Source organism: Streptomyces sp. NPDC050759 (assembly GCF_044456945.1).
Taxonomy (GTDB): Bacteria; Actinomycetota; Actinomycetes; order Streptomycetales; family Streptomycetaceae; genus Streptomyces.
Genome location: NZ_JBITGI010000017.1, coordinates 160,205 through 178,530 on the forward strand (window position 1 = coordinate 160,205; position 18,326 = coordinate 178,530).

The window sequence follows — 18,326 nt, forward strand, 5'->3', positions numbered from 1 at the left end:
CTGTTAAGCTGTCAAGCGTGAGTACGGAGAAACGCCCGCCCCTGGACCGCGCCCGGGTCGCCGACACCGCCCTGAAGCTCCTGAACGAGGTGGGCCTCGACGGTCTCACCCTGCGGGCCATCGCCAAGGAGCTCGACGTCAAGGCCCCCGCCCTGTACTGGCACTTCAAGGACAAGCAGGCGCTGCTCGACGAGATGGCGACGGAGATGTTCCGGCGCATGGTCGCCGGGAGCGAGCTCGACCCGGCCGACACCTGGCGCGAACGGCTGCTGAAGTCCAACCGTGGCCTGCGCACGGCTCTGCTCGGCTATCGCGACGGCGCCAAGGTCTACAGCGGCTCACGCTTCACGGGCCTGGTCCACGTCGAGCAGATGGAGGACACCCTGCGCCTGTTCACGGCCGCCGGATTCACCCTCGCCCAGGCGGTCCGGGCCACGTCGACGTCGTATCTGTACACCCTCGGCTTCGTCATCGAGGAACAGGGCGTGGAGCCGCTGCCCGGCGAGCGCCGGGAAGGCTTCGACGTGGCGGAACGCGCCCGCCTGATGGCCGGCTTCCCGTTGTCGGCGGCGGCGGGCGCGGAGATCTTCCAGGACTTCGAGCGGCATTACGAGGAGGGCTTGGCCCTGGTCCTGGAAGGAATCGAGAAGCAGTACCGGCCTACCGGGCCCGCACCTTCCGCACCGCACGCGTGACCACGGGCGGCAACAGGTCCACGGCGATCCGCCGGGCCGGAGACCGGCGCGGCTTCGGAGCGGGGGCGGGCGCGGGGGCCGGTGCGACATAGTGCCGGGAGCGGGGGAACGGCGGCGCCTGCATCTTCTGCGCCCGCGCCCGAATCAGGCGGTGACCGGCCGCCTCCTGCACACTCAGCCCGACGTCCGTGCGCTCCTGGAGCATGGCCAGCAGCTCCTCCTGTACCGGCTCCGGGTCCCCCCACGTGCCGTACAGCTTCTGCGTGCTGAGGCAGATCGGCCGCAGCCCGCGGTTCAGCACGGCCTCCCACACGGCGACGGAGACACCGGGGGTGTGCTCGGAGCGGAAGTCGTCCAGGACGACCAGCCCGTCCGGCAGCAGGATCTCGCGCGCCGCGCCGATGTCGTCGCGCACGTGCTCGTACAGATGCGAGGCGTCGATGTGGACGAAGCGGCAGGTGTCCGCCTTCACCTCGCCGGAGATGACCGAGGTGGGGGCCTCGATCACCCTCGGCAGGGTGTCGTGGAAGGAGAGGTAGTTGCGCTCGAAGGTCTCGCGGGTGAGGGATGCGTACGACTTGGAGGTCTCCGCGCGGTTCGCGCCGTCGGGGGCCTCGCCGCCGAACAGGTCGCAGACGGTGAACGCCTCGCCCGGGCGCAGGTGGTGCCCGAGCAGGATCGCGCTCTTGCCCATGTAGACGCCGAGTTCGAGGAGGTCTCCGGCGAGCTGCTGTTTCTCCAGGAACCAGGTGAACAGCACCTGGTCGAGCGGCGGGAACCAGCCGGGGACGTCCTTCAGTTCACCGGGGAGCTTGGGGGTCTGCTGTGAGTCGGCCATGAGACATGCTTGCTCGCCCACGCCCGGCCCAACTGGCGGCCCGCTGAACGTCGGGTGAACAGCTTCAGAGCCGGCGGGCCAGCGCCGAGCGCAGACGCGGAGTCAGCGGCTTCTCGACGTAGCGGTTCATCAGCCAGGCCAGCAGCAGCATCCCGGCGATCGTCAGCGCGAAGGTCCCGGCCGCGGGCACGCCGAGGCGGACGTGCAGTGCGTGCACGACCACCCAACCCAGGTGCTCGTGCACCAGGTAGAAGGGGTACGTCAGCGCCCCCGCCACCGTCAGCCAGCGCCAGTTCGCCCAGCTCAGCCAGCCCAGGGCGATCGCCGCGACGGCGAGGAAGCCGAAGGCCACCACCAGCACGATGCCCAGCGTGGTGCGGTGGGCGAAGGCGTTCGGGTCGGACGCGTTCCACAGCGACCGGACCGCGTAGTGCTGCCCGATCAGGAAGCTGACCGCGACGATGCCCCACGCGTACACGTCCCGCCGGTCGCGGTGGACGAGGTAGAGGCCGACACCGCCGATGAAGAACGGGGCGTACTCGGGCATGAACACCACCTCGAGCAGCGGCTGGTGCGCGGCCTGGGTGATCGCCGCCGCCAGTGTCCAGCCCGCGCAGAACATGATCACCCGGCGCCGGGAGGCCCCGGGCAGGACCACGCACAGCGCGAACAGGACGTAGAAGCGGACCTCCGCCCACAGCGTCCAGCACACCCCGAGCACCCGGTCCACGCCCAGCGGCTGCTGAAGCATGGTCAGGTTCACCAGGACATCGCTCGGCGACAGCGCCTCGTAGGCGACCACCGGCAGCGCGAACACCGCCGTGACCAGCAGAACGGCGAACCAGTACGCGGGCAGGAGCCGGGAGGCGCGGGAGGCGAAGAACGACTTCAGGGGCCGCCCCCAGCCGCTCATGCAGATCACGAAACCGCTGATCACGAAAAAGACCTGGACGCCGAGGCAGCCGTAGGAGAAATACGTGTGTAGCGTGGGGAACTGCTGTTGTGCGGAGCTTCCCCAGGCCTTGGTGATCTCGCCGCCCCGGCCGCCGTAGTGGTACGCCGCCACCATCAGCGCGGCCACCAGCCGCAGCCCGTCCAGGGCCCTCAGCCGGCTCTCCCGGGGGCGTGGTGCGGACGGCGGCCCCACGGGCTGCGGCCCTTCCGGCCGCCGGGGCAGGTCGGCCGCCGGCCGGACGGTCATGCTGGTCACGGAAATCCCCTTCGCAAGCTCTGCGGAGCCTATGTCACTCCTGTGGGCGCGCCCCAGCACGTTAGTCCGAATCACGGCGATGTCTTACTCGGCGGGCCAACCATTAGCCGCCTGGTCCCGGTGAGTTCACCTGTATGTCGTTTTGGCTTTCTAAGTTCGCCCAGAATCCCCCCACGTCGCAATAAACCCGTGAACTTGTCTTTGCTTTGGCAAGAAAACAACAGGAGTGCCATGACGACGGTCCAGAAGAGGCGTGCACGCGCGCGTGGAGGGGAGCTGGACGAGTGCCTGCGCGCCTGCGCGGCGCACAGCGGCAAGGTCGTCGGCAGTGTCGACCGGCGCCGCGTCGAACTCGGCGAACAGCTGCGCAAGCTGCTCGTGGTGTGGGGGACGACCGCCACCGCGGCCCCGGCGACGCCCGCCCCGTCCGGTGCGACGGCCCTGCTCAAGCGGGCCGTCAAGGGCGCCGCGACCCCCACCGCCGCCATCCCCGCCGAGCTGCTCGACGCCTTGCTCGCCGTCGCCAACAAGGCCTTGGAGTGCGGTTACGACGACGAGCTGAACCTCGCCCTGATCATCAGCGACACCGTCCTCGCCCAGCGCAAGAACTCCCGCGCCGGCTGGCGGCTGCGCGCCCGGCTCCTGGAGGCGCTCGGTGAGGAGGCCGAGGCCCTGGAGGCCTACGAGCGCTATCTCGCCCTCACCGACGACGACGGCTTCGGCGTCCGCGCCCGGATCGCCGGCCTGCGGATCGCGGGGGAGAAGGAGCGCGAGCTCCTCGACCTCCTGAAGCGCCAGGTCCCCGGCGCCCGCTCCTTCGCCGCCCGCCCCGCCACCGACGTGTGGGCCGAGGGACTCGCCGCGCATGCCGTCGGCGACTGGGCCGAGGCCGAGCCCCGGCTCGTGGGAGCGCTCCTCGCGCTGACCGACGAGAGCGCCCCCGTGCAGGAGCGCCAGGAACTGCTCAGCCAGTACCTCGACCTGCGCTCCACCGAGGACACCGACCTCGCCGCGCTCACCGAGGCCGTCGCGCTCTACGCCGAGCAGCGCCGCAGCCGCATGCGCGGTCCGGTCGCCGACCCGACCGTGGGCGGTGTGCAGTGGATCACCCTGGGAGAGTTCCGCAACCTGATCGCCGGCAAGTCGATCTGCCTGATCGCCAACTCCGGGCGGGTGGGCGCCAGTTCCATGGGCGCCGAGATCGACGCGTACGACCTCGTCGTCCGCTTCAACTCCTACCGGATCGATCCGAAGCACACCGGCAGCAGGACCGACATCCACGCCACGATCCACAAGCACGGCTTCAACTGGGACCAGCACGTCACCACCCGGCTCGTCTTCGGCGGGGTCTCCGGCGACTGGAAGTACTCGCTGCGCAACCGCCTGGTGCCCGGCGCCCAGACCTACCTCGGCGACGAGTCGCTGCGCTGGCCCCTGCGCAACATCGGCAAGGTCTCCACCGACGCCTGGTCCGGCATCCCGACCACCGGCTTCAACATGCTCTACCTGCTGGACTTCCTCGACGTCAGCCCGAAGCTCGACCTGATCGGCTTCGACTTCTACGAGAGCGGCCCCTACCGCGTCCAGGAAGCGATGAAGCTCGCCATCACCTCCGTGCACGAGTACACCAGCGAGAAGGCATGGGTCATGGAGCGGGCCCAGAGCGTGACCGACATGAGGATATCCCTGCGATGACCATCAACTCCCTTGCCGGGACCGCCGCCCCCCTGGCCCCGGTGACCGACGCCCACGCCCTCACCGGCAAGCGCAGGATCGCCTTCGCCAGCTTCGTCGACGAGAACTACCTGCCCGGCTTCCTCGCCCTGCTGCGCAGCCTCGCCCTGTCGAACCCCGGCGTGTGCGAGGACTTCGTCGTCCTCTACGACGACCTGCGCCCCGGCTCGATCGCCAAGATTCGCGCTCTGCACCCGCGCATCGTCCTCAAGCGGGTCGACGCCGACCGCTACGACTCGTACAAGAAGGGCGACCAGGACAACTACCTGGTCCGCAAGGCGTACTTCATCCTGGACGTCTTCAGGATCCGCGAGTACGACACCGTCATCACCCTCGACACCGACATGGTCGTCCTCGGCGACCTGAGCGAACTCCTCCAGCTGCGCGAGGGGTTGGCGGCCGTCCCGCAGTTCTTCTACGGGCAGCACAAGCTCAACTCCGGTCTGCTGGTCATCCAGCGCGAGTACCTGAGCGATTCCTTCTGCGCGAAGCTCGACAAGTGCGGCCGCTCCGGCGACTACGAGCTCGACAAGCACGACCAGGGCATCCTCAACGCAGTCCTGGACGGCGACTTCGTGCGCCTCGACGCCCGCTACAACTTCGTCAAGCGGCGCCTCTCGGGCGACCTGCCCGTCCCCGACGACACCGCGATCCTGCACTTCACCGGCCGCCACAAGCCCTGGCAGGGAGGCGAGACGGGTTACAGCCGGGCCGAGGAGCGCTGGCGCGAGTTCGAGCTGTCCGACGCCGAGTTCCAGGCCGCGTACATGGAGTCCCCCGGCGGACTGCACCACGACCTGGTCGTGCACTACGGCACCCCGCACGTGGCCCGCACCGGCGACGTCGAGGTGGCCCGCAAGGTGGCCGCCGCGCACATCGCCTCCGGCGACTACCAGGACGCCGTCGACATCCTCTCCAGTGTCCGCATCCCCCTCGACGAGGCCTGGCCGCACGAGGTCCTCGGCCACGCCCTGATGAGCGTCTCCCGCTACGAGGAGGCGAGGACACAGCTCCTGCTGGCCGCCGCCGCCCCCAACCGGGCCGCCACCGCCTACGCCCGCCTCGCCCAGATGGCCTGGGTGCACGGCGACCACACCGAGGCCCTGACGTACGCCACGGCCGGCATGTCCGTCGACCCGACGCACCGCCCCAGCCGCCTGTGGGCGCAGCGCGCGGCCGCCGTACCGGCACAGGAACTGGGCGCCCCCGAGGACCAGTTGTCCCATGTCGCCTTCTACATGGACCGCCAGGGCAACGCCGGTGACAAGCTCCTCCCGGAGAGCGTCCGCTCCGCCTTCGGGCCGGACACCACCTCCCGCCGCTGGCACTCCGTGCACGCCCACCGTCTCTTCGACGAGGCCGCCCTGCAGCGCGTCAACCGCCGCCGCGGCCTGGTCATCGGCGGCGGCGGGCTGTTCATCCCGGACACCATGCCCAACGGCAACAGCGCCTGGCAGTGGAACGTCCCGGACGAGCTGCTCAAGCGCATCGACGTCCCCGTCGCGGTCTTCGCCGTCGGCTTCAACGCCTTCGACGGCCAGTCCTACCGCGCCAACCGCTTCCGGGACTCGCTGCGCCTGCTCGTCGAGCAGTCCTCGTTCTTCGGTCTGCGCAACCACGGCTCGATCGAGAAGGTCCGGGCCATGGTCCCGGCCCACCTGCACGACAAGATCCGCTTCCAGCCCTGTCCGACGACCGTCGCCCGCCAGCTGGTGCCCGGCTGGCAGGACCCGGCGGGGCGCGACGACACGATCCTCATCAACGCCGCCTACGACCGCGCGGGCCTGCGCTTCGGCCACGACTACGGCTACTTCCTGGCCCAGATGGCCCAGGCCGTACGGGACCTGGGCAAGCTGGCCGAGGTGCAGTGTGTGGCGCACTCCCTCGACGACGAGAAGATCGTCTTCGACCTGCGCCGCGAGCACGGCATCTCGATGCCGGTCATCCCGATGTACGACTTCGAGAACAAGGAGATCCTCGACCTCTACGCCCGCACCAAGCTGGTCATCGGCATGCGCGGCCACGCGGGAATGATCCCCTTCGGCGTCGGCACCCCGATCATCAGCCTGATCTCGCACCCGAAGATGGCGTACTTCCTGCGGGACATCGAGCGGCCCGAGTGGGGCGTCTCGGTCCACGACCGCCACCTCGCCGCCCGTCTGGTGGAGCGCGCGACGGAACTGCTCGCCGACCACGACAGGACGGTCGCCGACGTCCACGGCCGCCAGCAGGAGCTGTGGAAGGTCACCGAGGCGAACGCGGCCGACCTCCGGGTCATCCTGGGCGGCTGACCGTGACGAGCACCCTGGCCGGCGGCGCGACCGTCACCGCCCGGCCCCGTACCACCGGCCGCCGCTCACCCCTGTGGTGGGCGGCGGCCGCCCTGCCGTCCGCGGTGGCCGTGGTGTACACGGCCCTCACCCGCGGTCTGACGGGCGACATCCACTACGTCCTCGCCGCCCTGCGCACCGGCCGCGCGGCCGGCTACTCGCCATCGGAGGTCTTCACCCACCGCCCGTACTTCTACCGGTGGTTCGTCGCGCTCCTGGACCGGCTCGCCTTCTTCGGGAGCACGGCGGTGCGCGAGGCCACGATGAACGTGGCCGGGGTCCTCCTGGCCCTCGCCGCCGGCTACGCGCTCCACGCGGCGCTGGTCCGCCGCGTGGGCGCCCGCGAGGCCGCCCTGACGGCCGGCGCCACCGGGCTCGCCCTGGCGCTCGCGCCCCGCAACGACTTCCTCCAGCCGGAGTGGGCGGCCGTCGTCCTCACCGTGTTCGGGGCGGCCGCCGCGCTCGGCCTGCGGCGGCCCTGGCCGGCGGCGCTGCTCGCCGCGCTCCCGTTCGGCCTCGCGGTGATGATGAAGTACTCCACCGCCGCGACCGCCGCGATCGGCGTACTCTTCGTCTACGCGGTCGACCGGGGCCGGGCGGTACGCGTCGCGGTGCTCGGTGTGCCCGCCGCACTGGCCCTGTTCGGCCTCAGCGTCCTCGCCGGCAGCCACGAGTGGCAGTGGACCGAGGACATGCCGCAGATCAACCAGTCGGCCCTGAGCCGCACCGGCATCCGGCCGCACTTCATCCTCGACCGTTCCCTGGACTTCCTCGCCGACCGTGCGGTGGCCAGTCCGGTCCTGCTGCTCCTGCCGGGCGCGCTGCTGCTCGTCCTCACCCGGGTCCAGGGTCGCCTGCGGCGGGCCGAACTCCTGGCGGTCGCCGCGCTCATCGGCCTCGCCGCACAGGCGGTCGTGGTCGTCCAGGGCAACTGGTTCCTCTACCACGGGGCCCAGATGCCGGTCGTCGCGGCGGTGGTCTGGGGCGTCGCGGTCGGCGGAGCGCGCCGCTCGCCGCCGTGGTGCTTCGGGGCCGTGTCGCTACTGTACGGCGTGGCGCCCGTGGTGTACGCGCAGCTGCCCAGGGGAGCGCAGCGCTCGTGGGAGGTGTGGGCGGCGGGGCTGGTCGCGCTGCTCGCGGCCGTGCTGGACGTGGTGCTGGAGAAACGGCTCCGGAACCGGTCGGCCGTCCTGGTCGCCCTGTCCGGTGTGGTGCTGCTGGCCGCGAGCATCTGGCCCGGCTCCCCGCACCTGGTGCAGTACGGGAAGGTCACCGTCACCGGCGCCGAGTACCTGAAGTCGCAGCGGCGGGCCGCCGAGGACGCCGACCGCATCCGTGCCGAGCTGCCCGCCGGAGCCCCGGTGCTGTACCTGGCCTTCGGCGAGACGGCGTACGACGTCGGGCACCCGGCCCGGTGCCGCTACCCGATCGCCACGTTCCTCCAGCGCACCCGCTACCTGCCGGACGTGGCCGAGCTGAAGTCGTTCAAGGAGAACGCCGACTGCGTCGACCACGACCCGGCCCCGTACGCCGTCCTGGAGCGGCCCTGGTTCCAGCCGGGCCGCGTGGACCCGGAGCTGTGGCGCCGGGTCACCGCGGTGTACGACTGCCCGCGCGGCGAGGAGGGCGAGCGGCTGGTGCTGTGCGTCAGGCGCTGAGCCCCAGAGACCTGACGACCTCGCGGGCCATGGCCACCGAGTAGCTCTGGCCCCGGTCCTGCGGGTAGATCTGGGCCATCGTCGCCAGCGTGACCCGGCTCATGGGTGTCTCGTGGGCCGGGATCAGCGCGCGGTACTCCGGCGTCACCACCGGCTGGGCGAACCCGGCCTTCGAGAAGTGCCAGTCCTTGATCCAGGACTTCTCGAAGGCCGGGTTGATCCGCTTCAGATACGGCACGAAGGCGTCGAGCAGGTCACTCGGCTCGGTGGTGAAGCGCCAGTCCTCGCGCTCCACGTAGTTGCCGACGTAGAGGATGTGCCGCCCGCCGTAGACGGCCGGGTCGATCATCTTGGTGTGTTCGACGACCGCGAGGAAGGGGAAGTCGGGCTCGTTGATGTTGAGCCAGTAGTACGGGATCGCACTGCGGTCCAGTTCCAGCACGAAGCAGGTGGCGCCCAGGTACTGGTTCTTCCACACCGTGTCGTCGGCCGGGAGTCCCGCCGCCTTCGCGAAGGCCGGCTGCGGGGTCGTGACGATCAGGTGGTCGAACTCGTAGGCGGAACCGTCCGCGCAGCGCACCGACACCAGGTCGCCGTCCTGCCGTATCGTCGCGGCCGCCTTGCCGAACTCCACCTTGCCGCCGCGCTCCTCGATGCCGTCCCGCAGCGCCGCGTAGACCCGCTCGAACCCGCCGTCCACATAGCCGAGTTCGAAGGTCCGGCAGTGGATCCGGGCCCACAGCCAGGCCATCGACACCTGTTCGGCGCGGTCGCCGAACTTGCCGGTCAGCAGGGGCTCCCAGACGGCCGCGGTGGCCTTCTTCCCGGCCCACTTGCGCAGCCAGGCCAACGCGGTGAGGTCGTTGTAGCGGTCCCCCTTGCGCACCGCCTTGAGTACCGCCGAGGAGCCGGCGAAGCGCACGGCGTCGACGGGGCCGAAGTCGGGGAAGCGCACCATGTCGAACGGCGTGGTGAAGTCGATCAGCCTGCCACCCCGGTAGATACCGGTCGTCGGCCGGTGGAAGCGCAGCGCGTCGCCGAGCCCCAGCTCCTCGATCAGGGCGATCATCGCCTTGTCGCTGCGGAAGATGTGGTGGTAGTAGCGCTCCAGGGGAACCCCGCCGACCTCCAACGAGGCGGCCAGGCCGCCGAGTTCGTCCGCCGCCTCCAGGATGGTGACCTGGTGGCCGGCGCGTACGGCGTCCCAGGCGGCCGTCAGGCCGGTGGCGCCGGCGCCGATGATGCCGAGGTTCATGCGAAGCTCCACTTTCTGTTGAGCACGAACTGGAGCGCCAGGACCAGCGGCAGGGAACCCGCCTTGACCAGGTTGGCGTCGATCCCCAGACCGTCGGTGAAGGCGAGGAACAGCAGGTTCGTCAGGGCGATGCCGGACAGCCCGACGGCGTAGAAACGCAGGAAGCGGACGACGAGCCGGTCGCGGCGCTCGAAGGTGAACCGCGCGTTCAGGGCGAAGTTGCTGGCGATGCCGAGGGTGGTGCTCAGCGCGTTGGCGACCTGCTCGTTCATCCCGGTGAGGTTGTGCAGCAGCAGGAAGACGGCCAGGTCGAGGGCGACGCCGCTGCCGCCGATGAGGGTGTAGCGCAGGAGTTGCCGGGTGATCCGGGGCGGGGCGGGCGCGGGGGCGGTCTCAGTGGTCACCGTCACCGCCGACGACCTCGCGCACCAGATACAGCGGCCGGCCCTGTGCCTCGCTGTAGATGCGCCCGATGTACGCGCCGATGACGCCCAGCGACAGCATCTGCGTGCCGCCCAGGAACAGCACGACGCACATCAGCATCGTCCAGCCGGAGACGGTGATCTCGGGCCGGAAGAACTTCATGGCCAGCGCGTAGAGGATGCCGAGCAGGGACAGCGCGAGCACCACGAAGCCGAGCCGGGTGATCATTTTCAGCGGGGCGGTGGAGAAGCTCGTCATGCCGTCGATCGCGAGCCGGGCCATCTTGCGCAGCGGGTACTTGGTCTCGCCCGCGAACCGTTCGTCGCGGTCGAAGGCCACCTCGGTCTGCCGGTAGCCCATCGAGGCGACGATGCCGCGCACGAACCGGCTGCGCTCGCGGTATCTGCGCAGCTCCTGGGCGACTCGCCGGTCGAGGAGCCGGAAGTCCCCGGTGTCCAGCGGGATGTCCACGTCGGTGGAGGAACGCAGGACGCGGTAGTAGAGGTGAGCGGTGGCCCGCTTGAACGCGCTGTCCTGCCGGGAGCGCCGGCGCGCGTGCACGATCTCGGCCCCCTCGCGCCAGGCGTCGACCAGCTCCAGGCTGACCTTCGGCGGGTCCTGGAGGTCGGTGTCCATCACGATCACCGCGTCACCCCGGGCGAGGTCGAGCCCGGCGGTGATGGCGATCTGGTGCCCGAAGTTGCGCGCGAAGTCGACGACCCGGACCCGTCCGTCCCGCTCCGCGAGGTCCTTGAGCAGCTCCAGGGAGCCGTCCGTGGAGCCGTCGTTGACGTACACCAGCTCGAAGTCCAGTTCGGGGCGGCTGTCGAGGGCCGCGGTGAGCTCGGTGTGGAAGGCGGTGATGCCGTCCCGCTCGTTGTAGACGGGGAGGACGTAGGAGATCAACGGCCGCCCCCGCTCCGGTTCCGGCTCCACGGTGACGAGCGTGACGGGAGCCGGAGCGGGGGACGGCGGACGTATGTCCTGTTGGGTCATGTTGCGGGAAGTTATGGAGCTCCTGTGAACCGCAGCCCAACAACCCGCGTCGGACAGGCGTCCTCCCTGTTTCTCTTCGGCTTTCTTCCGCGAATTCGGGTTCCGAAGTTCAGTCGCGGGGGAGGAACAACAGATTCCGCGTCTTGGGCGGACGCGGCGCGGAGGACGGAACGAGTTCACCGTCGAGTTCCGCGATCCAGTGGGAGTCGTAACCGAGCGGGTCGAATTCCGCGAGAAGCGGGTCCAGCGGAGCGCCGGCGAGTGCCTCCAGCAATACGGCGGGCCGGTCCCGTTTCAGGACCTGCCGGGCGCCTTCCAGGACCGACATCTCATGGCCCTCCACGTCGATCTTGATCAGGTCCAGTTTCGTGTCGGCGAACACCTCGTCGAGACAGACCAGGCGAATGCGCTTGAGCTGGGCGTCGGCGGTGGAGTGCTCCAGGGTGGAGCCCGTCGACAGCAGGTTTCCCGAGAAGCGGACGCTGATCTCCGCCCAGCCGGCCGCGGTTGACACGCCGGCCTGGTGGAGCCTGACGTTCTGGACGCCGTTCGACCGGACGTTCACCGAGAGCCGGGCGTGGATCTGGTCCACCGGCTCGAAGGAGTGCACCGTCGCCTCGGGACGGGAGAGCGCGGCGATCATCGAGAAGTAGCCGACGTGCGCCCCGACATCGGCGATCGTCGTGCTCTGCGCGGCGAGCCGGGCCCAGGTGGCGAGGCTGCCGGGCTCGTAGCCGAACCGCCCGTTCCAGAGGGTGTCGAGGGCGACGGCCTCGTCGTTCACACAGAACATGACGAACGGCGGACAGTACGGGGAGTCGATCTCGACATAGCCCCGGTACGGGTGCTTCTTGCGGTGGACGCGGATGATGTCGCTGGTGGTGACCGGCCTGACGGATGGTGCGTGGGCCAGCATGCGGGCATTGGCTTCATCGAGCTGGTGGATACGCATCCGGCGATGGTAGGGCCAGGTCATCCGTGGTGACCTGGCCTTTTCCCCGGCGTCATGTTCCCGGCGCGCCGTGTTCACTCACGGTTCGTTCAGCGCTTCACGGCCTTCTTCAGCGCCCGGGCCCGCCGCACCACCCGGCGCGCGGTGGAGCTGCGCGGCAGGAAGGCCAGCCGCTCGGGAATGCCGCCGGGCAGGCCCAGGGAGGTGAGCCGCTTGCGCTTGAAGTAGCGCTGGGTGCGCGGCTTGAAGTGCTTCGAGAGGTACCCCTCCGCCGCCGGGCGAAGGCTCGGATAGATCTGCGGCTGCATGGTGAATCCGACCGCGGTGACCAGGGCGTTCAGATCCCCGGCCGGGATCGCGTCCTCACTCCCGCGCCCCTCCAGGTCCGCCAGCACCGCGTCCGCCAGCACCACCGGGACCCGGTTGCTGTTCTGGTACGGCGTCAGCCGCTCGAGGAGCAGCTCGGTACCGATGCGGGCGGTCGGCAGGTCGTAGAGGGCGGAGGCCGTGAACAGCGCGGTGGAGAAGCAGCCGACGACCAGTGCGGGCCGGGCCTTCTCGAACAGCACCTCGGCGAGCACCGGGGTGTCCAGGACGGTGAGGTCCACGCCGAGCTTCTCGGCCTCGGCCTCCAGGGCGCGGCTGAAGCGGGCCGGCGCGCTGGGGTGCGGCTTGAAGACGATCGAGCGGTGCCCCTTGGCGACCGCGCCCTTCAGCATCCGTACGTGCAGGTTCTCCTCCTGGGCGGGGGAGAGGATGTCCAGCGCGGAGAGGTACTGGCCGAGCAGCAGCGCCGCATTGTCCGGCAGCGGCGGCAACTCCTCCACGGTGGCCGTCAGTTCGCCCATCGCCTTCAGGAAGGCGGACGTCGGCACCACGACCGGCGGTACGCCGAACTCGGTCAGCAGCATCGGCGTGAGGCCCGCGATCAGGTCCAGGTGGAGCAGCCGGCGCACGCGCGTGCCGACCAGCGGGTCGAGCTTGTTGCGGGTGGGGCCGTAGCTCATCAGGCCGTCGGCGTAGACGTCGACCGGGGCGCCGGTGAAGATCTGGGCGACGGTGAGGGCGGGGGCGACCTGGAGGGACTCCAGGACCAGTTCGACACGGTCCTCACCGAGGCCCCACAGCAGGCGCAGATAGCGCTCGAAGAGGGGGATGTCGTCCGGGCGGGGAGTCCAGGCGCCCGGGTGGAACGGGCGGATGGCCTCGTTCCAGGAGAGCACCTCGTCGAAGTGGTCGCGCAGCGGCGCGAAGCCCGGCATCGCGTCCAGCGGCAGCGAGGTCTCCGGCGTCGCGGTGTTGTTGAACACCAGCAGCACCCGGCGCTCGGCCTCCTCGAAGAGGTCGGAGTCGATCGCGGCGGCCAGGGTGACCGCGCCGTACAGCGTGGAGGCGCAGAAGATCTGCGTGGTGTGGGGGGTACGGGGGGACATCACGCGGCCGCCTTCGCTGTGGTGATCCGCCGCCGCAGCCGCCGCAGCTTGGCGGAGCGGCGCAGGTCCATGGTGTCGAGTACGTCCCCGAGCGCGTCCTGCGGCATCCGCTGTATGGCCGCCGCGCTCATCGCCCGCAGCTGCTTGGCCACGGACGGCTCCCACTTGGACTCGTCGGAGAGATGGTGGGCGATGATCGCGCAGTAGGTGCGCACCGCCTTGGGGAGCAGCTGGTCGGCGTCCGGGTCCGCCGCCGTCTCCTCGACGACCTGGTCGAAGGCGCGGATGAAGTCGAGCTGGCGGGCGTCGCCGATCTGGGTGAGGGAGGAGGCCACCCCGCGCCGGTAGAACACGCCCAGCAGACTCACCACGGCGAACGACTCGGCCTCGCGGTGCAGCTTCCAGATCCACGGCCGGTCCTCGGCCGTGCGCAGCCCGTCGGTGAAGTGCAGCAGTCCCTTGTCCAGCAGGCGGCGGTGGTAGGCGCCGGCCCACGCGTACGCGTAGTCGACGGAGGTCGACCGGTCGGCGGGCAGGATCGCCTCCCGCGGGTTCATCACCTCGCCCCGCCGCCCGATCGGGACCCGGTGCACGGTGCGGGCGCGCGCGACGGTCTGCACATGGTCGGTGCGGACGAAGTCGCAGCCCAACTCCTCGATGGCGGTGACCAGGTCCGTGAGGTAGCCCGGCGCGAGCCAGTCGTCGCCGTCCAGGAAGGTCAGGTACTCGCCGCGCGCCGCGTCCAGGCCGGTGTTGCGCGCGGTGGCGAGCCCTCCGTTCGTCTCGTGGTGGAGGACCTGCACATGGGCGACGTCCGAGAGCTGCTCGGCCGCGCGGTCGAGAATCGCCGGCGTTTCGTCCTTTGATTTGTCGTTCACCAGCACGAACTCGAAATCTCGCCGCGCATTCATGCGAAGACTTCGGAGGGTGTCCGGGGCGTATTGCTGCACGTTGTAGAAGGGCACGATGACGGAGAGCTTTGGCACCCGAGAAACGCTAGAAGGCGGTCCGGCAGCGAAACTTTCGGGCAGGGGGACTGCGGGTGAACTCAATGTGTCGGAACGGTGCATCCCGTGTACTTCCCGGTCTTCGGCGGGCCAGTTCGGCTCTCGGTGGTCTTTTGTTAACTTCTCGTTGATTCGCGGTTGGGCAGGACCTAGAAATTGCTTCCTAGCGTCGTGGTCGTGCCGCCACGTACAACGAAGTCCCTTCGAATCGCCGTCCTCGCGGACTCCGACACCCGCTGGAAATGGGGTGCGCTGACCGCCGACCGCATCGCTCCGGGTCCGTCCATGGAAGCCGGACCGCGTGGCGGGGCGCAAGTCGGCCTCGCGCTGGACGGATTCCTGCTGCGTGGCCGCGCGACACCCACCGCACGCCAGCTCGAAGAGGTCGGTGTGCGCGCGGACTCCCTGCGGGAGGTCACCGCGCTCGAGTTCCTGCGCGCCATGGCCGAGACGTCGTACGACATCGTCGTGCTGGCCCTGGTCGGCGGCGGCGTCCAGGCCATGCTGCACGGCCTGGCGCGGGTCTGGGACGGTCTGGAGAAGCGGCCCGTGGTCGTCACCGGCTATGTCGGCGTCGTCTACGAGAAGCTCGCCGACGGTCTGCTCCTGCGGCACGGAGCCGACCTCGTCCTCGCCAACTCCCGGCAGGACGCCGAGCGCTTCCGCGCGGTGTACGAGGGTGTCGGCGCGGATGCCTCCTCCGTGACCGAGGTGGCGCTGCCGTTCCTGGGCGGTGCGGCCTACGAAGGTGAACACGACCCGTACACCGTGGTGTTCGCGGTCCAGCCCTCCGTGCCCGACAACCGCAGGGACCGGGTGTACCTGCTGGAACGGCTCATGGGCCACGCCCGGCTGCACCCCGAGCGCGAGGTGCTGCTCAAGCTGCGCTCCAGGCCCGGCGAACACACCACGCACATCGAGGAGTTGCCGTACCAGAAGCTGATCCAGCGGCTCGATCCGCCGGCCAACTTCCGTCTGGTGTACGGCAACATGGGCGAAGTCCTCGAACGCACCGACCTGCTGGTCACCATCAGCTCCACGGCCGCCCTGGAGTCGCTGCACCGCCGGGTCCCGACCGCGGTCCTGAGCGACCTCGGCGTCCGCGAGGTGCTCGGCAACCACCACTTCGTGGGCTCCGGCTGTCTCGCCTCCTGGGACCAACTGGACGCGGGCCACCGGCCGGTGCCCGACGAGGAGTGGGTGGCACGGCAGGGGGTCGTCGCTGACGGCACGTACGCGCACGCCTTCGACGGGGCGCGAGAACGCATCGCCAAGCTGCTCGCCTCGCCCGAGCGGCCCCCGCTGACCCCGTACTACACACCCGTCACCGCCCCCGGCTACCTCCCCGGCATCCTCGCCCGCCACCACCTCGGCCCCGACGGCACACCGCTGCCCGGCGCCCCCGCCCACGACAAGGAGCCGGGCCCGGTGCGGCAGATCGTCCGCCGCGCGGCCCGGGGCGCCTACCGGCACGGGGTGCAGCGGGTGGCCCCGGTGATCCGGCGGATGGGGGAGCTGTGAACACCTTCCCAGGCCTCTCGCAAGGAGCAGACCCCATGTCCAACCCGCAAGCGGGCCAAGGCGCTTCGGTGCGCCGGGTGCTCGCGGTGATCCCCGCGCGCGGCGGCTCCAAGGGCGTGCCCGCGAAGAACCTCGCCCCGGTGGGCGGCGTGCCGCTGGTGGCACGGGCCGTACGCGAGTGCCTCGCCACCCGGCTGGTGACCGACGTCCTGGTCTCCACCGACGACCAGGCGATCGCCGCCACCGCCCGCGAGGCCGGCGCCGAGGTCGTGCTGCGCCCTGCCGCCATCGCCGGCGACACGGCCACCTCGGAAGCCGCCGTCCTGCACGCCCTGGACACCCACGAGGCCCTGCACGGCGCGGCCGTCGACGTCGTGGTGTTCGTGCAGTGCACCAGCCCGTTCATCGTCCGGGAGGACATCGACGGGGTCGCCGCCGCGATCGTCGAGGACGGCGCGGACACCGCCGTCACCGTGGCCCCCTTCCACGGCTTCATCTGGCGGGACGCCGAGACCTCGCAGGACGCGGCCACCGGTGGCGGCCACGGCGTCAACCACGACAAGTCCTACCGCCCCCGCCGCCAGGACCGCCCCCAGGACTTCCTGGAGACCGGCGCCGCCTACGCGATGGACGCGCCGGGCTTCCGCAAGCACCAGCACCGCTTCTTCGGCCGCACCGAACTCGTCCGCACGGACCCCGCGCGTGTGCTGGAGATCGACGACCCGCACGACCTGGCCCGCGCCCGCGCGCTGGCCCCCCTCTTCGACGCGGACCGCGCCGGCGCCCTGCCGTCCTTCGGCGACGTGGACGCGGTCGTACTGGACTTCGACGGCACCCAGACCGACGACCGGGTGCTGATCGACGCCGATGGAAAGGAGTTCGTCTCCGTGCACCGCGGAGACGGACTCGGCATCGCCGCCCTGCGCAGGTCGGGCCTGAAGATGCTGACCCTCTCCACGGAGCAGAACCCGGTCGTCGCCGCCCGCGCACGGAAGCTGAAGATCCCCGTGCTGCACGGCATCGACCGGAAGGACCTCGCACTGAAGCAGTGGTGCGAGGAGCAGGGCATCGCGCCCGAGCGCGTGCTCTACGTCGGCAACGACGTCAACGACCTCCCGTGCTTCGCCCTCGTGGGCTGGCCCGTGGCGGTCGCGAGCGCCCACGACGTGGTACGCGGCGCCGCCCGTGCGGTCACCACCGTCCCCGGTGGCGACGGCGCGATCCGAGAGATCGCCAGCTGGATCCTCGGCCCCTCTCTCGACTCCCTCGACAGTTAAGGAACGTTCCCGTCATGTCTGTGAACTCCCGCCTCCGCACGTTCGGCACCGAGCGCATCGCCGGTCCCGGCCAGCCCGTCTACATCTGCGGCGAGATCGGCATCAACCACAACGGCGAGCTGGACAACGCCTTCAAGCTCATCGACGTGGCCGCCGAGGCCGGCTGCGACGCCGTCAAGTTCCAGAAGCGCACCCCCGAGATCTGCACCCCGCGCGACCAGTGGGACATCGAGCGCGACACCCCCTGGGGCCGGATGACCTACATCGACTACCGCCACCGCGTGGAGTTCGGCGAGGACGAGTACCGCCAGATCGACGAGTACTGCAAGAGCAAGAACATCGCCTGGTTCGCCTCCCCGTGGGACACCGAGGCCGTCGCCTTCCTGGAGAAGTTCGACGTCCCGGCCCACAAGGTGGCCTCCGCCTCCCTCACGGACGACGAGCTGCTGCGCGCCCTGCGCGCCACCGGCCGCACGATCATCCTGTCCTCCGGCATGTCGACGCCGAAGCAGATCCGCCACGCGGTCGAGGTCCTCGGCTCGGAGAACATCCTTCTCTGCCACGCCACGTCGACCTACCCGGCGAAGGCCGAGGAGCTCAACCTGCGCGTGATCAACACCCTGCAGGAGGAGTACCCGAACGTCCCGATCGGCTACTCCGGCCACGAGACGGGCCTGCAGACCACCCTCGCGGCGGTCGCCCTCGGCGCCACGTTCGTCGAGCGCCACATCACCCTCGACCGCGCGATGTGGGGCTCCGACCAGGCCGCGTCGGTGGAGCCGCAGGGCCTCCAGAGGCTCGTGAGGGACATCCGCACCATCGAGGCCTCCCTCGGCGACGGCGTCAAGAAGGTCTACGACTCCGAGCTCGGCCCCATGAAGAAGCTGCGCCGCGTCACCGGTGTGGTCGCCGAGGCGGAGATCGCCGCCGCCGCGGGCGAGCCGCTCTCGGTCTGATCCGGAAGGTCAGGGGCCCGGAGGAGTTCCGGGCCCTTCGC

At 70.2% G+C, this 18,326-nt stretch carries 15 protein-coding genes; 7 read left to right on the plus strand and 8 right to left on the minus strand.

The window, feature by feature from the left end:
- Window positions 1-17 precede the first annotated feature (17 nt).
- Window positions 18-695: a TetR/AcrR family transcriptional regulator gene (locus ACIBJB_RS37760; RefSeq protein WP_398937727.1), complete on the plus strand. Its 678-nt coding sequence runs from the start codon at window positions 18-20 to the stop codon at window positions 693-695.
- On the opposite strand, the gene ACIBJB_RS37765 is transcribed toward ACIBJB_RS37760, so the two are convergent.
- Both ACIBJB_RS37765 and ACIBJB_RS37770 read right to left on the minus strand, forming a co-directional pair.
- A complete protein-coding gene (locus tag ACIBJB_RS37765; RefSeq protein WP_398937729.1) occupies window positions 661-1,533 on the minus strand; it encodes a class I SAM-dependent methyltransferase in 873 nt (290 codons plus the stop codon). The two genes, ACIBJB_RS37760 and ACIBJB_RS37765, sit on opposite strands and share 35 nt — an antisense overlap.
- 64 nt (window positions 1,534-1,597) lie before the next feature.
- Window positions 1,598-2,734 carry an acyltransferase family protein gene (locus tag ACIBJB_RS37770; protein WP_398937838.1) on the minus strand — a complete coding sequence of 379 codons (1,137 nt, stop codon included), beginning with the start codon at window positions 2,732-2,734 and terminating at the stop codon, window positions 1,598-1,600.
- A 240-nt stretch (window positions 2,735-2,974) separates the two neighbouring features.
- Between ACIBJB_RS37770 and ACIBJB_RS37775 the strand changes: the two genes are divergently transcribed.
- Genes ACIBJB_RS37775 through ACIBJB_RS37785 form a run of 3 tightly spaced genes read left to right on the plus strand, consistent with a single transcriptional unit; the run spans window position 2,975 to window position 8,465 of the window.
- Complete coding sequence (locus ACIBJB_RS37775) at window positions 2,975-4,438, plus strand: glycosyltransferase family 29 protein (RefSeq protein WP_398937731.1); 1,464 nt, start codon at window positions 2,975-2,977, stop codon at window positions 4,436-4,438.
- The gene (locus ACIBJB_RS37780) at window positions 4,435-6,768 is read left to right on the plus strand and encodes a glycosyltransferase (protein ID WP_398937733.1); all 2,334 of its coding nucleotides are present in this window, start codon (window positions 4,435-4,437) and stop codon (window positions 6,766-6,768) included. Before ACIBJB_RS37775 ends, ACIBJB_RS37780 begins: the two co-directional genes overlap by 4 nt.
- A 2-nt stretch (window positions 6,769-6,770) precedes the next feature.
- Window positions 6,771-8,465, plus strand: coding sequence for a hypothetical protein (locus ACIBJB_RS37785; RefSeq protein ID WP_398937735.1), 1,695 nt, complete (start codon window positions 6,771-6,773; stop codon window positions 8,463-8,465).
- Here the strand turns inward: ACIBJB_RS37785 and ACIBJB_RS37790 are convergent.
- The 6 genes from ACIBJB_RS37790 to ACIBJB_RS37815 all read right to left on the minus strand — a co-directional run bounded on the left by ACIBJB_RS37790 (window position 8,455) and on the right by ACIBJB_RS37815 (window position 14,510).
- On the minus strand, window positions 8,455-9,720 hold the full coding sequence (locus tag ACIBJB_RS37790) for an NAD(P)/FAD-dependent oxidoreductase (RefSeq protein WP_398937737.1): 1,266 nt from the start codon (window positions 9,718-9,720) through the stop codon (window positions 8,455-8,457). The genes ACIBJB_RS37785 and ACIBJB_RS37790 overlap by 11 nt on opposite strands.
- Window positions 9,717-10,130 (minus strand): GtrA family protein, encoded by a 414-nt coding sequence (locus ACIBJB_RS37795; protein ID WP_398937739.1) that lies wholly within the window; start codon window positions 10,128-10,130, stop codon window positions 9,717-9,719. The genes ACIBJB_RS37790 and ACIBJB_RS37795 overlap by 4 nt, the downstream gene beginning before the upstream one ends.
- Window positions 10,114-11,139: a glycosyltransferase family 2 protein gene (locus tag ACIBJB_RS37800; protein ID WP_398937741.1), complete on the minus strand. Its 1,026-nt coding sequence runs from the start codon at window positions 11,137-11,139 to the stop codon at window positions 10,114-10,116. The genes ACIBJB_RS37795 and ACIBJB_RS37800 overlap by 17 nt, the downstream gene beginning before the upstream one ends.
- A 109-nt stretch (window positions 11,140-11,248) precedes the next feature.
- Window positions 11,249-12,091, minus strand: coding sequence for an FkbM family methyltransferase (locus ACIBJB_RS37805; RefSeq protein ID WP_398937743.1), 843 nt, complete (start codon window positions 12,089-12,091; stop codon window positions 11,249-11,251).
- Between the two features lie 89 nt (window positions 12,092-12,180).
- Window positions 12,181-13,524, minus strand: a complete 1,344-nt coding sequence (locus ACIBJB_RS37810) for an alpha-2,8-polysialyltransferase family protein (protein WP_398937746.1) — start codon at window positions 13,522-13,524, stop codon at window positions 12,181-12,183.
- Window positions 13,524-14,510 carry a glycosyltransferase family 2 protein gene (locus ACIBJB_RS37815; protein ID WP_398937748.1) on the minus strand — a complete coding sequence of 329 codons (987 nt, stop codon included), beginning with the start codon at window positions 14,508-14,510 and terminating at the stop codon, window positions 13,524-13,526. The genes ACIBJB_RS37810 and ACIBJB_RS37815 overlap by 1 nt, the downstream gene beginning before the upstream one ends.
- A 198-nt stretch (window positions 14,511-14,708) precedes the next feature.
- On the opposite strand from ACIBJB_RS37815, the gene ACIBJB_RS37820 reads away from it, so the two are divergent.
- The 3 genes from ACIBJB_RS37820 to ACIBJB_RS37830 are packed head-to-tail and all read left to right on the plus strand — an operon-like array spanning window position 14,709 to window position 18,285.
- Window positions 14,709-16,052, plus strand: a complete 1,344-nt coding sequence (locus ACIBJB_RS37820) for a DUF6716 putative glycosyltransferase (RefSeq protein WP_398937750.1) — start codon at window positions 14,709-14,711, stop codon at window positions 16,050-16,052.
- Between the two features lie 35 nt (window positions 16,053-16,087).
- Window positions 16,088-17,329, plus strand: coding sequence for a cytidylyltransferase domain-containing protein (locus tag ACIBJB_RS37825; RefSeq protein WP_398937752.1), 1,242 nt, complete (start codon window positions 16,088-16,090; stop codon window positions 17,327-17,329).
- 14 nt (window positions 17,330-17,343) lie between these two features.
- Window positions 17,344-18,285: an N-acetylneuraminate synthase family protein gene (locus tag ACIBJB_RS37830; protein WP_398937754.1), complete on the plus strand. Its 942-nt coding sequence runs from the start codon at window positions 17,344-17,346 to the stop codon at window positions 18,283-18,285.
- Window positions 18,286-18,326 lie beyond the last annotated feature (41 nt).